Source organism: Alcaligenes faecalis (assembly GCF_041521385.1).
Classification (GTDB): domain Bacteria; phylum Pseudomonadota; class Gammaproteobacteria; order Burkholderiales; family Burkholderiaceae_B; genus Alcaligenes; species Alcaligenes faecalis_E.
Map to the genome: position 1 here is coordinate 3,996,210 of NZ_CP168006.1, position 15,656 is coordinate 4,011,865.

Annotated in this window: 14 protein-coding genes; 9 read left to right on the forward strand and 5 right to left on the reverse strand. The window is 55.5% G+C overall.

Going from position 1 to position 15,656, the window contains the following annotated elements; genetic code table 11:
- Positions 1-30: 30 nt before the first annotated feature.
- The 3 genes from ACDI13_RS17470 to ACDI13_RS17480 all read left to right on the forward strand — a co-directional run bounded on the left by ACDI13_RS17470 (position 31) and on the right by ACDI13_RS17480 (position 3,635).
- Complete coding sequence (locus ACDI13_RS17470; protein WP_316990105.1) at positions 31-1,407, forward strand: 8-oxoguanine deaminase; 1,377 nt, start codon at positions 31-33, stop codon at positions 1,405-1,407.
- Between the two features lie 55 nt (positions 1,408-1,462).
- Positions 1,463-2,995 (forward strand): nucleobase:cation symporter-2 family protein, encoded by a 1,533-nt coding sequence (locus tag ACDI13_RS17475; protein WP_316990106.1) that lies wholly within the window; start codon positions 1,463-1,465, stop codon positions 2,993-2,995.
- A 190-nt stretch (positions 2,996-3,185) separates the two neighbouring features.
- On the forward strand, positions 3,186-3,635 hold the full coding sequence (locus ACDI13_RS17480) for an Hsp20/alpha crystallin family protein (RefSeq protein ID WP_316990107.1): 450 nt from the start codon (positions 3,186-3,188) through the stop codon (positions 3,633-3,635).
- Positions 3,636-3,693: 58 nt separating this feature from the next.
- On the opposite strand, the gene ACDI13_RS17485 is transcribed toward ACDI13_RS17480, so the two are convergent.
- From ACDI13_RS17485 to ACDI13_RS17495, 3 genes are all read right to left on the reverse strand, one after another.
- Positions 3,694-4,734: a methyltransferase gene (locus tag ACDI13_RS17485; RefSeq protein ID WP_316990108.1), complete on the reverse strand. Its 1,041-nt coding sequence runs from the start codon at positions 4,732-4,734 to the stop codon at positions 3,694-3,696.
- Between the two features lie 127 nt (positions 4,735-4,861).
- The gene (locus ACDI13_RS17490; RefSeq protein WP_372372535.1) at positions 4,862-6,178 is read right to left on the reverse strand and encodes a M20 family metallopeptidase; all 1,317 of its coding nucleotides are present in this window, start codon (positions 6,176-6,178) and stop codon (positions 4,862-4,864) included.
- 91 nt (positions 6,179-6,269) lie between these two features.
- Complete coding sequence (locus tag ACDI13_RS17495; RefSeq protein ID WP_372372536.1) at positions 6,270-7,076, reverse strand: helix-turn-helix domain-containing protein; 807 nt, start codon at positions 7,074-7,076, stop codon at positions 6,270-6,272.
- 98 nt (positions 7,077-7,174) lie between these two features.
- Here ACDI13_RS17495 and ACDI13_RS17500 point away from each other — a divergent pair, with 98 nt between their 5' ends.
- The 6 genes from ACDI13_RS17500 to ACDI13_RS17525 all read left to right on the forward strand — a co-directional run bounded on the left by ACDI13_RS17500 (position 7,175) and on the right by ACDI13_RS17525 (position 13,260).
- Entirely contained in the window at positions 7,175-8,299 is a 1,125-nt protein-coding gene (locus tag ACDI13_RS17500; RefSeq protein ID WP_316989717.1) for an MFS transporter, read from the forward strand.
- A gap of 170 nt (positions 8,300-8,469) precedes the next feature.
- A complete protein-coding gene (locus tag ACDI13_RS17505; protein WP_086060492.1) occupies positions 8,470-9,708 on the forward strand; it encodes a nitrate/nitrite transporter in 1,239 nt (412 codons plus the stop codon).
- 4 nt (positions 9,709-9,712) lie between these two features.
- Positions 9,713-10,576 (forward strand): alpha/beta hydrolase, encoded by an 864-nt coding sequence (locus ACDI13_RS17510; RefSeq protein WP_316989716.1) that lies wholly within the window; start codon positions 9,713-9,715, stop codon positions 10,574-10,576.
- On the forward strand, positions 10,573-11,565 hold the full coding sequence (locus ACDI13_RS17515; protein WP_316989715.1) for a VOC family protein: 993 nt from the start codon (positions 10,573-10,575) through the stop codon (positions 11,563-11,565). Before ACDI13_RS17510 ends, ACDI13_RS17515 begins: the two co-directional genes overlap by 4 nt.
- 10 nt (positions 11,566-11,575) lie before the next feature.
- Complete coding sequence (locus ACDI13_RS17520) at positions 11,576-12,733, forward strand: NAD(P)/FAD-dependent oxidoreductase (RefSeq protein ID WP_316989714.1); 1,158 nt, start codon at positions 11,576-11,578, stop codon at positions 12,731-12,733.
- Between the two features lie 71 nt (positions 12,734-12,804).
- A complete protein-coding gene (locus ACDI13_RS17525) occupies positions 12,805-13,260 on the forward strand; it encodes a MarR family winged helix-turn-helix transcriptional regulator (protein ID WP_316989713.1) in 456 nt (151 codons plus the stop codon).
- A gap of 8 nt (positions 13,261-13,268) precedes the next feature.
- On the opposite strand, the gene nudC is transcribed toward ACDI13_RS17525, so the two are convergent.
- Both nudC and ACDI13_RS17535 read right to left on the reverse strand, forming a co-directional pair.
- Complete coding sequence (gene nudC / locus ACDI13_RS17530) at positions 13,269-14,030, reverse strand: NAD(+) diphosphatase (protein WP_316989712.1); 762 nt, start codon at positions 14,028-14,030, stop codon at positions 13,269-13,271.
- Between the two features lie 608 nt (positions 14,031-14,638).
- A complete protein-coding gene (locus ACDI13_RS17535; protein ID WP_316989711.1) occupies positions 14,639-15,571 on the reverse strand; it encodes a YicC/YloC family endoribonuclease in 933 nt (310 codons plus the stop codon).
- Between the last annotated feature and the right edge of the window lie 85 nt (positions 15,572-15,656).

Consider the following 15,656-nt stretch of genomic DNA (forward strand, 5'->3'; position numbering starts at 1 on the left):
AAAAGCAAATAAAACGCAGGAGACTCAATCATGACTAGCCGTTCCCCGATCCTGTGGATTCGCGATCCGCTGGCCTGTTCAGATGCGCAAGCTGCCGGTGGCGTCCTGGTGCGAGACAGTCGCATCATCGAAAAAGTAGCCGCCGGTCAGCAGCCCAAGCAGGCTTACGACCAAAGCTGGGATGCTTCCCGGCACGTTTTGCTGCCCGGTTTGGTGAATACACATCATCACTTTTACCAAACCTTGACACGGGCCTATACCCCGGCGCTGAACAAACCTTTGTTTCCCTGGCTGACCACGCTGTATGACGTGTGGGCCGGTCTGGACGACGAACAAATGCAGGTAGCCAGCGAACTGGCCATGGTGGAACTGCTGCAATCGGGCTGTACGACGGTGGCCGATCACCACTATGTGTTTTCGGGCGCCTTGCAACATGCCATTGATTGCCAGGCTGAAACGGCTCAACGCCTGGGCGTACGCGCCGCATTGACGCGTGGTTCCATGAGCGTAGGCCGTGATCAGGGTGGCTTGCCCCCGCAAAATGTCGTACAGGATGAACAAACCATTCTGGACGACAGCCTGCGTCTGATTCGCCACTATCACCAGCGCGAGGATGGGGCGATGATTACGCTGGCCCTGGCTCCGTGTTCGCCTTTCTCCGTCAGCCGCGAGCTGATGAGCGAAAGTGCCAAGCTGGCCGAACGTGAAGACGTACGCCTGCACACGCACCTGGCTGAAACCGACGATGAAACCGCCTACTGCGAACGCCTTTTTGGCATGCGTCCACTGGACTACCTGGATCAGCAGGGCTGGTTAAGCAATCGCACCTGGCTGGCACACGGCATTCACTTCAACGACGAAGAAATCCAGCGTCTGGGCCGCGCAGGCACAGGCATTGCCCATTGCCCCTCGTCCAATATGGTCTTGGGCAGCGGCCTATGCCGCACCATCGAGCTGGAAGCCGCCGGTGCCCCCGTCGGTCTGGCCGTGGACGGCTCGGCCTCCAATGACTACTCCAATCTGGCTCAAGAGATGCGACAGGCACTCTTGCTGGGCCGCCTGCGCTACGAGCCGGGTCAGGTCACCCATCAAGCCGTTATCCGTTGGGCGACTCAAGGCTCGGCCCGCTGTTTGGGGCGCGAGGATATTGGTGGCCTGAACGTCGGGCAGCAGGCCGACCTGGCCTTGTTCACCCTGGATGAGTTGCGCTTTTCCGGCGCAGAAAATCCCTTGGCCGCCTTGCTGCTTTGCGGCGCGGACCGAGCCGAGCGCGTAATGGTCGCCGGTCAATGGCGCGTGATTGATGGGCAAGTCGTCGGTATTGATGTGCAAGACCTGATGCAACGCCATCAAGCCGCTGCGCGTCGTTTGCGCGACAAGGTACTGGATACCGTCGCGACAGCTTGAGTTCAGTAGTGACAGGGCCAGCAGAGCTCTGCCTATTTATTTTCGGAGACAAACAATGACAACACCGACAAGGGCAGCGGGTGCAGTAACGGCGCAACGCCCCGAAGACGAGAATCTTGGCCTGGGCGCGAATCTGGCCTATGGCTTTCAACACGTATTGACCATGTACGGCGGCATTATTGCCGTGCCCCTGATTATTGGCGAGGCTGCTGGTCTGCCTGCCAATGAAACCGGCTTGCTGATTACCGCCTGCTTGTTCATGGGCGGCCTGGCGACCTTACTGCAAACATTGGGCTTGCCATTTTTTGGCTGCCGTCTGCCGCTGGTTCAAGGGGTGTCATTTTCTGGCGTCGCCACCATGATCGCCATTTTGGGTACGGGCGGCGGTTTGCCAGCCGTATTTGGCGCGGTCATTGTCGCTTCGCTAATCGGCCTGCTGATTACGCCGGTTTTTTCACGGGTGATTCGTTTCTTCCCGCCCTTGGTGACAGGCTGCGTGATTACGACCATTGGTCTGACCTTGATGCCGGTGGCCGCATTCTGGGCGATGGGCGGCAACCCTTCTGCCCCGGACTTTGGCAGCGTGGGCAATATTTCCTTGGCCGCCATGACCTTGCTGATCGTGCTCTTGCTCAGCAAGCTGGGCAGCGCCACTATCTCGCGCTTGTCTATCCTGCTGGCTATCATCATTGGCACCGTTATTGCGGTAGCCATGGGCCATGCGGATTTCTCTGCCGTCAGCGAAGGCGAGGTCTTTGCCTTGCCCAGCCTGTTCCACTTTGGCATGCCCACTTTCCAGGCTGCCGCGATTATCTCCATGTTCATTGTGATTATCGTGACGCTGGTGGAAACCTCGGCCGACATTCTTGCCGTGGGGGACATTATCGACACCAAAGTTGATGCTCGTCGTCTGGGCGATGGCCTGCGCGCCGATATGCTCTCCAGCTTGATTGCCCCTGTGTTTGGCTCGTTCACACAAAGTGCCTTTGCCCAGAACGTAGGTCTAGTGGCGGTCACCGGCGTAAAAAGCCGCTACGTCGTGGCCTTTGGTGGTCTGATTCTGATTGCCTTAGGTTTGCTGCCCGTCATGGGGCGCCTGGTGGCCGCCGTACCGCCAGCCGTCTTGGGTGGTGCTGGCATGGTCCTGTTTGGCACCGTCGCAGCCAGCGGTATCCGTACGCTGGCCAAGGTGAACTATGAAAACAATATGAACTTGATCATCGTGGCGACGTCGATTGGTGCGGGCATGATTCCTATCGTGGCTCCCAAGTTCTACGAGCACTTTCCGATCTGGTTTGCGACGATTTTCCATTCGGGTATCAGCTCGGCTGCCCTGGTGGCGATTGTGTTGAACCTGTTGTTCAACCACTTCACCTTGGGTAATCCCGATCAGCCTTCTGTATTTGCTGCCGGTGGGGGCCGCTATCTGCGGGTCTCGGACGTGGCAAACCTGAACGAGGGTGACTACGTTGAAAACGGCAAGATCATGGACAAGGACGGTAAGGAGATCCCGATTATTGCTGATGAGCACCCTGCACCGGAACCGTCCCCTGTGCTGCACACAAAATCGGGTTTAAGCAGTATCTGAACAAGTAGAAACACTGCTAGAAGAACATAAGGATCGTACCTTTGGCCGCCTTGTCTCTTTAGGGAGCAAGGCGGTTTTTTTGCTAAACACTTGAAATATCAGGAACTAACCTCATCTCCTCTTACGTAGGCGACCGAGCCCACGCCTTCCATTGCAGCAGGGCTCAGCAAAGGAAAAATGGAGATCAAGCATGGCAAATAATTTGACACGTTTTAATCCGTTTGGCGATCTGGCGAGCCTGGACACGTGGCGGGACATGGAAGACATCTTCCGACGCGTCCCCGTTGTTGGCTCTCTGGCCGGAAATACACCGCCCAGCATTCGTCTGGATGTCAGCGAGAGCGAAGAGGCCTATCATGTCAGCGCAGAAGTGCCAGGCGTCAACAAGGAAGACGTGCAGGTCAGCGTTGAGGGCAACGTTGTTTCCATCCGCGTAGAAAGCCGTCGTACTCAGGAAGAGAAAGACGGTGATACGGTCTTGCGCAGCGAGCGCTATTACGGGGTACAGACCCGTCGCTTCAGCCTGGCGCAGGACATTGACGAATCCCAGGCCGGTGCCAAATATGAAAACGGCGTTCCGGAGCTGATTCTGCCCAAGAAAAAGAGTGGGGCAAGGGCCAAGAAGCTGGAAATTCGCTAAACAGATGGCCTAAAAAAACCCGCAGCATATGCTGCGGGTTTTTTCATGGGCTGCAGCTTTATTGACGTCCCACTTCCAGTACAGAGGCCAAACCTCCAGCATTAATACGTCGTAACAGGCGCAGTCCGGCGCGATCAAACATGGCTTCAAATTCTTCCAGGGTGCGCTCCCGGCTGTCTTCCAGCACGCACATGGTAATCAGATCCAGCAACTTGCCTCCATTGGGCTTGTTATCAGGTTCGATCACGCTTTCCAGAACCAGAATCCGGCCATTTTCCGACATGGCCTGCGCGCAATTGCGCAGGATAGTGACGCCTTGCTCGTCGCTCCAGTCGTGCAGGATCATCTGCAAAAGATACACATCACCGGCTGGGCAAGCCTTGAAGAAGTCGCCATCCACCAGTTCCCAGCGATCGGGCTGATTCAACTTGGGCAAGACCGAGTTGGCCAGCACCTGGGCTTGATCAAACAGAACTCCGTAAGCATCCGGGAATTTTTGCAGAATCAATAAGAGCAAGCCGCCAATACCACCACCGACATCCACAACCCTGGCATTGCCAGGAATGGATATCTCATTAATTAAAAAAACATTGGATGCACGAGATAATCCAGAAACGCCTTGGTGAAAAATATCGTGAATATCTTTATCTTCCCAATGTTCGAAAAAAGCATGGCCGAATCTCTCTTTAAATATAGGAATTCCGGCAGCGGCTTTTGATAAGTCCGCCGCGCAATGAAGAAAGGCCGGATCAGTCAACATCAAGGCAGCTTCTTTTAATCGACTGGAAGAGTCCGAGCACAGGTTCCAGCCCAGTTCATCCAACTGATACGTATTGGCCGGTTGCTCTTTAAAGACTCGATGTGCGCACAAGACACGCAAGATGCGCTGCAGATGGGAAGCCTCTGTACCACTGGCCTGGGCCAAGTCAGCTATGGTTTTGGGTCCATCTTTTAACAGGTCTGCCAGCTCCAGTTCGGCGGCCGCCCGGACCGCAGTAGAGATGGAATACGCCATGATCAGATTAAGCAATTCTGTGCCGCTATGGCGGGTCACACCGGAATCCTGCTTTAGTTTATTCACTCCATTATGCGTTGTCATGTCTACTCCCTTTTAATGGAAAAGGCCGGTCACTGAGACAGTGAACCGGCCATTTAAAAAAATGAAAGCCAATCAGTCAGAATGAGCGACTAATATGCAGGTTTTCCCAATTCAAGAAATCAACAAATCAAGGTTTTTTGTTCTGGATCATATAAGTCAAAGAGCTGGCCACCAAAGCACGAGTGCCGATGCGCAAAGCCTTTTCATCAATCATGAATTCAGGCGAATGGTTAGGTGCCCCCATCTTGTCGGAATAGGGCGAGGCGTTCAGACGCCAGAAAACCACGGGCACGTTCTTGCCAAACGCACCGAAGTCCTCGGAGCCCATGCCAGGCGCTACTTCCTTGGCACCAATCCCGTCAGTAGCCAGATCCAAAGCTGGAATCACGGTTTGGGTGGCTTTAGGATCGCTGACCAGAACTTCATAGCCCGTGTCGATACGCACAGTGGCCTTCAAATCATGGTTCGCAGCAATGTTTTGCGCATAACGCTGAATCAGCTCATGTGCCGTTGCCTGGTTCTGCTTGGACAAGGAGCGCACGGTGCCGCTGATGTCAGCACTTTCTGGCAATACATTGGGGCGGTTACCGCTTTGCAACGAGCCTACCGTCACTACTGTGGTGCCGTCCTGGGGATTGGTACGCTGGGCAATGATGTTGTTCAAGGCCACAACGGTTTCAGCCGCAGCAACCACGGGCGAGGCCGCATTCCAGGGCGAGGAGCCATGGCCGCCTTTACCAGCCAAAGAGATGGAGAACACATCGCCACTGGCCATCAGGCTGCCTTGGCGGTAGCCGATACTGCCAGCAGGGTAGGAGGGTCCAATGTGCTGGCCCATCACCACATCCACTTTAGGCTGGTCCAGCACGCCTTCAGCCATCATGGCGTTGGCACCGCTCAAAGGTTTGCCAGGGCCTTGTTCTTCCGCAGGCTGGAACAGCAGCACAATCGTGCCGGGCAGTTCATCGCGCATGTCCGAAAATACCTTGGCCGCGCCTAACAACATGGCCACGTGAGTGTCATGACCGCAAGCGTGCGATACCGACACTTCCTTGCCTTGCCAGGTACCTTTGGCAACGGACTTGAAGGGCAGGTCATTGCGTTCCTGTACAGGCAGGGCATCCATATCGGCTCGCAGGGCCACAACCGGGCCCGGCTTTCCGCCTTTCAATACGGCCTTGACGCCAGTTTGCGCAATGCCGGTCTGAATCTGATAACCGGGCATGGTCTCCAGAGCGGCCTTGATATAGGCCGCTGTGTTGTGCTCTTGATAAGACAGTTCAGGATTCTGGTGAATATGGCGGCGCCATTCGATGATCTGCTGCTCCAACGCATCGGCCTTACTGAGCGCAGTATCCAGCATGGGATTGCTGGCTTGCGCCAACGCCGTACCTGCCATAAAACACGTCGCTGCCAACAAGCTCAGGCGCAATGAATACTTCATATAGTCTCCTCTCTTTTTTAGTCTTAATAGCGACTGATGATAGCACTGCGAGAGAGAGTGAACGGACTCATTAAATTGATGCGCATACTAGCTATGACTCCCTAGTGCATCCGTTCATTATTGCCTGATCGAAGTAACGTTTTTGGCGGCTGTAATGGCCGGGAGTCAAGCCTGTTTGTTCCTTGAAAAAGGCAATAAAGGCGCTGTCGCTGGCAAAGCCCAGATCCGCGGCCAGGCGGGTAACCTGGCCCCCGGTAGAAAGTTGCTCAATCGCCTTGAGTAAACGCCATTGCTGTCGCCACTGCTGGTAATTCAGACCGGTATCCCGCTTGAATAATCGGCTGATTGTTTTCTCGCTCGCTCCCAAATAACTTGCCAATTCATTCAGGGCGGGGGGCAGCGTATCCAGCGGGATTTGCCGTAAGCGGCTATCTTGGGGCAAGGGCAGAAACAGGGCTTGATCGGGTGCGCGTTGCAGCTCGTCCAGCAAGACCAGCATGACATGCAAGCCCGGAGGCTGATCCCAGTTTTCATCCAGATCCGCTTGAGCGATACGGTCCAGCGCGGCGGTCAGCAAATCGTTCGCTGCCAGCAACTGGACCTCCAGGGGTAAAGCAGGGTAGTGGGTCGGGTCCAGATACACCGATCGGTAATCTACTTGTTCGCTCATTTGCGCCTGATGCGGCAGCAGAGCGGGAATCCAGATCAAGCGCCCTGGCGGCAACAAGCACAATTGCTGATCCAGGGTGACAGTAATGCAGCCGCTGTGCGTGTACAGGATCTGACCCCAGGGATGTTGGTGCAGGCCGGAATCATGTTGCGCCAAACGGGCGGCAATACCCAGCACATGGCGGCCTGTCAGGTCGGGAAAGGGGTCACTGGCTTCTAACCAAGGCATGGTTGTCCGATTTCATGGGTTTTTAATCAGAATACGTGTAATAGAAAAAACTGACCAGAGCTACGCTGATTTTTTTTCAAATTGGTGTGTGAATTGGCATGGCTCGTTTTCTTCTCTTGATGATCGCCCTGATCATGTTTCCGCAGGTGGTGGAGACCGCCTATAGCCCCGCCTTACCGCTTATTGCCCAGAGCTACGCGGTATCGGCCAGTGAGGCGGGCCAAACCTTGTCCGTCTACTTTATTGCCTTTGCGCTCGGTGTACTGTTCTGGGGTTGGCTGTGCGATCGGGCAGGGCGCAGGCCGGTTGTTCTGGCGGGTTTGATGGTGTATGGCCTGGGCTGTCTGCTGGCCCTGTTCAGCCCGAACTTCACGGTGCTCTTGCTGGCCCGCATGATTAGCGCATTTGGTGCGGCGGTCGGCTCTATTGGCGTGCAAACCATGCTGCGGGACCGTTATCAAGCCGAAGAACTGGCCAAGATTTTCGGCACCATTGGAGCGGCGCTGGCGCTGAGTCCTTTGCTGGGTTTGGCCATGGGTGTGGTCCTGTCCTCGGGTGCTGAAGTGATGCCGGTTTTCATCGGCTTGCTGGTGCTGGCCTTGGTTCTGCTGGGCATCAGCCTATTGCAGCTTCCTGAAACCCGCCCCGCACAAAGTCAGCGCAGCAGCTTGTGGCAGGTTCTGATTCGCTTGTTGAAAGATCCCGCGATCTGGCAATCAGCCTTGCTGGTGGCGCTGTTCAACACCACGATTTTTGCGTTTTATCAGTGGGCTCCCTTCTTGCTGCAAGGCCTGGGCTCGGACAACCGACCCATGATGATTGCTGGTGTCCTGTTGGCTGCGGGCACGTTCATGGGTGCGTTTTTAAACCGCCGCTGGCTGGCAGCGGGGCAGTCGTCCCACAGGCTGATTTGGCGAGGTATCGCGCTGTTGATGGTAGCGGCTATTGGCCTGGAGTTGGCGGGAAAACACCTGATTTTTCTGCTGCCTGCCATGCTGCTTGCGCTCGCTTACGCGGTAGCCATTCCTAACCTTTTATCCGGTGCCTTGCAGCACTATCGCTCGGTAGTGGGTATGGCAGGTGCGGTCTTTGGCCTGATGTACAGCTTGTTGCTGGGTCTAGGTTTGGCCTTGTCAGCCTGGTGGGGAGATCTGGCTGATGTAACCCTTATTTGTGCTGTTCTAGCCGCTGTTTGCCTGGCTTTACCCCTGAAAAAGACCTGAGAAAAACCCTGACAGGCCCTTCGTAAGGCACCTCACTATAGGGTATATACCAATACATATGTATTGACATGGATTAAGCCAAATCACCATAATCCTTCATGTTTAAAGCAATTGAAGAGTGTGCCTGACAAACACTCAGCTTGAACATTTATCCAAAAGGAGAGGATGACATGGTGGAACAGGGGGTTATGGGCAGTCCGCTCGACAAGGCCAAGCCACGCGGCACAGTGGCCTTGCTCATGCTGTTGATGGCCGTGATGGGTGAAATGTGCCTGGCGGCCGACTTTTATGGCTTTGCCGCCGTTATCAAAATTGTGTCGGCAGACCTGTCATTAAGCCCCGCGCAAGCCGGCTTGGTGCAGGGTGCTTTCGGTGTTTCGTTTGCGCTGGGCATGTTGTTCTGGGCACCACGCGGTCGCTCCATGAGTTCGGCCCGTCTGTACCTGATTGGCTTGGGTGGTAGCGGCTTGCTGATGCTGTTGCAGACTCAGGCGCAGGATTTCACGCAGCTCTTTCTGCTGCGTCTGGTTGTGGGCTTTTTTGATTCCGCCGTCTGGGTCGGGTCCATGAAAATCGTCATGCAGTGGTTTGCGCCACGTCGCCAGGGCCTGGTGCTGGGCATTATTCTAGCCGCCTATTCGTTGGCCATTACCCTGGATTTTGCCCTGGGTCTGCCTTACGCCATGGCGCATGGCTGGCGCGCTTTCTTTCTGGTTCTGGGCGGGCTGACGTTAAGCGCCTGTTTGATCACGCAACTGGTAGTGCGCGCCGGTCCTTATCAAGATCCTCACGACAAGATCAAGACCGATGCCGGTGTGTTGCGCTCCATTGCCGCACGACCCTGGATCTGGGTGGGTATTCTGGCCATTTTTGGTGCCTTGTTCTCGGTTGCCGCAACGGCTACCTGGCTGATTCCTGCCTTGATTGATGTGCAGAAAATGGCCCCCGAACAGGCCCCCTTGTTCGGCACCATCATGGGCTTGTCCCAAGTCTTTTTCCTGATTCTGGGCGGATACGTTAGCGATCGCTTCACCCGTGTTGGCGTGATGCGTGTGGGCATGTGGCTCACCATTCTGGCGGCCAGCGCCTGTGTTCTGGTTGCTTGGCAGGCATTGCCCTACAGCGGTTTGCTGATCGTGGCCATTCTTTGCGGCGTAGGGGTGTTTCATGGCGGCGCCATTTTCAGCTACGTGGGTGAACGCTATGGCGTGAACCTGGGCCCTTGTGCCGCTGGCTATGCCGAGATGGGCGGCGTGTTCGCCACCTTCGTCGCACCGTCCTTGCTGGGCCTGCTGCTGAGCCTGACTGGTTCCTACATCTGGGCCTTTGGTAGCTTCCTGGCTGTGGAAGTGCTGGTTTTCATCGGTTTCCTCTTATTGAACCGCTTGCCATCGGCACAGGCGGAATAAAGAAATGAACAAACTTGTTTTCGATCCGGCAGACCTGGAGCAATACCGGCTCCAGGCCTCGGTGGCTGATTTTGACGCTGAAATGGCCGCCTACAAGCAGGCCAGCGAACGGGCCCGCGCTGCCTTGGGCACCTGTTTCAGCACCTACGCTTACGGCGATGACCCGGCAGAAAAACTGGATGTCTATGCGGCCAACCAGGCCGGTGCCCCGGTTTATCTCTTCATTCATGGAGGCTACTGGCGCATGTTGTCCAAGGACGACTCGGCCATGATGGCGCAAAGCCTGCATGCCGCCGGTGCCACGGTGATTTGCCTGGACTACGGTCTGGCTCCGGCTTACCGCTTGCCGCAGATCGTGGCGCAATGCGAACGCGCCTTGCAATGGGTTCACGCTCATGTCGCGCAATTTAATGGCGACCCGCAGCGTATTCATATTAGTGGCAGCTCGGCAGGGGGCCATTTAAGCGGCATGTTGCTGGCGGCTGATGCCCAACGTGAACAGCGTCTGATCCACAGCGCCAGCATTCTCAGCGGCGTGATGGATTTGCACCCCATCTTGCAGACCGCCGTGAATGACTGGCTGCAACTGGACGAAGAACAAGCCCAACGTTACAGCCCGGCCTTGCATCCCCCCGCGCAGGGAGTTCCCGTGCTGGTGGCCTGGGGCGCACTGGAACCGGCCGTCATGCAAGAACAAAGCCGTCATTACGCCCGGCAATGCGAGCTGGCGGGTTGCCTGGTACAGAGCATGGCCGTGCCAAACCGACATCATTTCAACGTCTTGATGGATCTGGAACAAAGCGACAGCGCATTGACGCTGGCCGTGTTGCAGACCATGAATCGTCATACCCAGGAGGAGAGACTATGACACAAGCAACTTCCCACTCCACCCAAACCGCGTGCTTTGAGCCCCGCCGTCTGGGCCACGTCAACCTGTGGGTTGATGAGCTGCAACGCGGTGAAGATTTTTACAGCCAGGTCTGCGGTCTGAAAGTGGAATTTACCGAACCTGATCTGGTGGCCACTTTTTTGGGCACCGGCCACACGCCCCATGACCTGGGCATGATGGAAACGACCAAAGGCGTGAATCGCTATGGCCGCGATGGTCTGCTGCAACTGCCCGGAACAATCGGCCTGAAACCCGGCCTGAATCACCTGGCCTGGGAGCTGGAAAACGAGGCTGAACTGGTTGCAGGCTGGAAGCGCGCCAAAGAGCAGGGGCGCGACATTGACATGACCGTGGATCACCAGGTGGCCCATAGCGTCTATATGTTTGACCCCGATGGCAACTACAACGAGTTCTACTGCGACACCATTAAAGACTGGCGCAGCGTGCTGGGTGGCCCCATGGAATTGCTGACCAGCCGCTGGGACCCTGAAGGTCAGGAACCCTTTACCGAAGGCCGCTATGATTCCGCCCCGATTCTGGAAACCGTGGCCGACGCCCCGGTGCAACCCCGCCGCGTCACCCACGCCGTATTGCGTACCGCCCAACTGGACGCCATGCGCCGCTTCTATAACGACGTCGGTGGTCTGGAAGTGGTTTATGAAAACGAACACGTTATCTACTTGCGTGCCGGTCTGGCCAATTATGATTACAGCCTGATCCTGGTGCGTGATGCAGAAGCGTCCTTTTCACATGGCAGTTTCGAGCTGGCCAGCGTCCAGGATCTGGAGCAAACACTGGAGCGCCTGAAAGCCCGGAACATCACTCCCGTACACGATGTGAACTTGCCCTGGAAGCGCGCTTTCTTCTTGCGTGACCCGGACGGTTTGCTCAGCGAGTGGTATGTGACTCTGGCTGGCGACCGCGTTCTGGATAGCAATCACTCTTTGCCTTTGTGGGCGCAAGTTTAAGGAAACCAGCATGTCCGATAAAAAACTAAGTGCCTTGATCGCAGGCGGTGGCCTGGGTGGCTTGGCAACCGCCGCCGCTTTGGCGCAACGCGGCTGGGATGTCACCGTGCTGGAGCGCCAGTCTGAATTGCGCGCCAATGGCTCCGGTATCTATATCTGGGAAAACGGCCTGCGCGTTCTGAAAGCCCTGGGGGCTTACGAGCAAGCGATTGAAGGCGCTTTCTACGGTAGCCACTTTGAGCAGCGCGATCTGAATAATGAAGTCATCGATTGCGGCCCCACGCCGCCTGATCGTCGTCTGATTACCGTGATGCGCTCGCAATTGTTGAAGTCGCTGGAGCAAGCGGGCAAGCGCGCAGGCGTGAAAGTTCGCACGAATGTAGAAGTCATTGCCGCCAGCGCACGCGGAGAAGTTCAACTGGCCTCGGGCGAGCGTTTACGTGCTGATCTGGTCGTGGGTGCTGATGGTATCTGGTCGCGCATCCGCCAGTCTTTAGGTCTGGAACTGGTGCACGAGCAAACCCGCGAAGGAGCCTTGCGCACCATGATCGAGCGCAAGCCGAGCGACACCGATGAACAAGATGCTCAAAAATACATCGAGAACTGGAACGGTCTGCATCGCTTGCTGATTACGCCCGTCAGCGAAACCCAAACCTATCTGGCCTTAACGTGCCCGTACGACGATGTGCGCGCCAGCAATACCCGGATCGACAAGGAATACTGGTCCGCCTTGTTCCCGCATTGGGCACACCTGATTGAACGTGCAGATGGCCCGGTCAGTTGGGGTCGTTACAGTGTGACGCGTTGCAAAACCTGGTCCAGTGGACGCACGGCGATTCTGGGTGATGCTGCCCACGCGCAACCGCCCAACCTGGGGCAGGGTGGGGGCATGGCCATGCAAAATGGTCTGGCTCTGGCCACCTTCCTGGAAAAGGTACAGGATGCGCGTGACATCCCCGAAGCTCTGGAAGCCTGGGAAAACAATGAACGCGAGATTGTGGAGCACTGCCAGAAGTGGTCCTGTCTGTATGGCGAGATCAGCGCCTTGCCTGATGCCGTGCGTACGCAGGTCGTGCGTTCTGCCATGGCCAATCCCTGGAGCTACACGCAGATTTTCCGGGCTGCCAGTCACATGCCTACGGGAACCGTTCAAGCGAAGCTCTGCTAGTATACTGACGGTCCGCTTGTCGCTCCGGTTTCATGGGGCGGCAAGCGCAGGACTGACTCTCCCAAGGCATCATGAGCAAAACTCCCGTTTCCATTCCTGACAGTTGTGTCGAGACCAATCTGGCCTTCCAGATGGCGAGCATTATCTACAAGCTGGACCAAACGCTAAGATCGACTACCTTGCGTGAGCACAATATGACTTATGTGCATTTCCGGGTCTTGCAATATCTTTGGGATGAAGATGGACGCAGCATCGGTGAAATTGCCAAGGCCATCGTTGTGCATCAGCCGGTCTTGAGCCGGGTGATTGACCAGATGGAAGAGCGTGAATTGGTGCAGCGTCGTGCAGACGAAAATGACAGTCGCTATATGCGTGTCTACCTGAGCGAAACAGGCCGCGAACGCTATGCGCAAGTCTGGCCCGCCGCCAAGGCAATGATTGATAATGCCCTGTCCGTACTCAATCCTGATGAACGCGAGGATCTGGGCCGTATGCTGCGTACAGTTGCCGCCCATCTGGCGACCTGAACCAAACGCTAGTTCTTGGTCTGGCCCGGAAGATTGGCCCGAATCAAACGACCCGCGATGGAATCCGTGTGGGGAAGATCGGGCAGGGTATCGTTCGGGCCAAACCAGCGCGCGTCATTGATTTCATCAGCTTGAATGCACAACTCGCCACCCGCGTATTCGGCGGTATAGGCCACCATCAAAGAATGCGGGAACGGCCAGGACTGGCTGCCAAAATACCGGATATTGTTCACGCGCAGCCCCACTTCCTCCATGACCTCGCGGTGAATGGCTTCTTCCAGGTTTTCACCTGCCTCCACAAAACCGGCCAGAGCCGTGTAACGCGCCGTGGCATAGGTGGAGTGGCAGGCTAACAAGATACGGTCCTTGTCCCGGATCAATACCATCATTGCTGGGGAGATTCGGGGATACGCCGAGAAGCCACAGGAAGTGCAGCGAAAACATAACTCATGCTTCACACGCTCCATGGCCGAAGCGCAGACACCACAGTAGCGATGGCTACGCGCCCATTCTGAAACTTGAAAAGCCCGGTTCACCAAACTGGCTTGATCGCCCAGTTGCGAGAGCACGCCGCGCAAGGGACGAAAGGTAAAACCATCTGGAGCCGGGGTTTGGGCTGCGACGTGGCACGCAAAATCCTGACAATCCTCGCCCGGAAAAAGAGCATGCCATTGCGCCGGAGCTAAATCCAGCGCGGGTTTGGCGGGAATCAAGGCTTGTCCTTCCTGGCTGCTGACCAATATTTCATTTCCACGAAAAATGAAATTCATGTGTTTCCTGTCCTTTAATAAGCCGCCTAAGCGCAGCGCAACGCTGGCTATTGTACGGGAAGGCCAGAGGTGAAAAAAGGCAGAAAAAAACACGAGGAGCCGAGCGGGGCATCCAGACCGGGCCCAGAAAAAACGCCGTTTTAAAACCAGAAACACAACTGTCAAAAAGATGACGTTTTACATAGCCTTGTCGAGAAAACCCCAGGACAAAACTGGCAAGCCACCTAATTAGCAGACAGACAATTAAGTATGAATTTATTTAAAACCAACAATTCGTTTTTGAACTTTTAATATCGGATTCATTATTTATAAAAACAGTTTCTTATTCTTGTTTTATTTTTTTGTTTTAAAAATCGCTATTTTATTTTTATATATTAAGGCAGCTTATAAAGTGTCTGTATTTATTCCTGGATTTACTAGACCACTTTCAAAAAAAACAGCAACAGAGAGTTTGGACATGATCAGAAAAAGCCCACAAAAAAACCGCCAGGCCTGAGCAAGACGGTTTTCTTGAAAATAATGTAAAAAAACTGAGGTTTAACACAGTTTACGCAGACAGCACCTACAGAAAAAACGATTGGTGGGCAGAAAATAAGGCACCGGCTGGTTTACTCGATGTTTTGCGTCTGTTCGCGCAGTTGCTCAATACATAGCTTCAGGTCGATAGAAGCACGTGTCATGTCCATGCCGCCCGCCTTGGAGCCCAGGGTATTGGCCTCACGGTTCATCTCCTGGAACAAGAAGTCCAAACGCTTGCCGGTGCTGCCTTGGCGTGTGCTTTTCTTGCTGGAGATCACACTGGTATCGCCGTTCAGAATCAGCTCCAGCTCGGTCAAGTGCGAACGCAGGCGGGCGATTTCCTCGGCCACATCAATACGCAGGGAGAAAACAGCCGCTTCCTGGGCGACACGGGCAGACAGTTCTTCGCCCGAAATCAGGGCAAAACCGTCCTGGCTGGCTTGCAACAAGGCGTCATGCAAGCGAGTGGCAATCTTGTTCTTTTGCTCTGTCAGAATCGAGGGTAGGTGCTGTTCAACCTCGTCCACAATGGCGCTCATGTCCTGGCGAATATCCAGCATGGCTTGTGCCAGACGCTGGCCTTCACGCTCTCGGGTCGCCTGAAAATCCTGCAAGGCTGCTTCAAAAGCCTGGCTGATCATGGGTAGCCAGACGTCGGGGTCCATGCCCGAGTTATTGCCACTTTGATTGCTCAACAAGGTATGCAGCTCGGGCGCAGGCAGGTCCGGAATAGCCACGCGTGCCACTTGCAGCATCTGTGCCGTGCGCTCGACCGCTTCCATATCCAGGCTGCGTTGCTGATCCGTGCCGCTACGAGCAAAATTGACCCGCAATTCCAGCTTGCCGCGTTGCACACCTTGGGCGGCCAGCTCGCGCAGTAGATTCTCCGCAAAGCGCAGTTCCTCGGGCAAACGCAGATTCAGGTCCAGAAAGCGGTTGTTGACGCTGCGCATCTCGATATTGATAGTGCCTGCTTCGGACTCGGCCTTGGCGCTGCCAAACGCGGTCATGCTACGGATCATGGGTGGGTCACTTTAAGAATGGAATAAAGCCGCCAATTGTACTCTCAGGTCGCGGCTTTGGCCGCTCCTCTTGCCGCGACAAAGC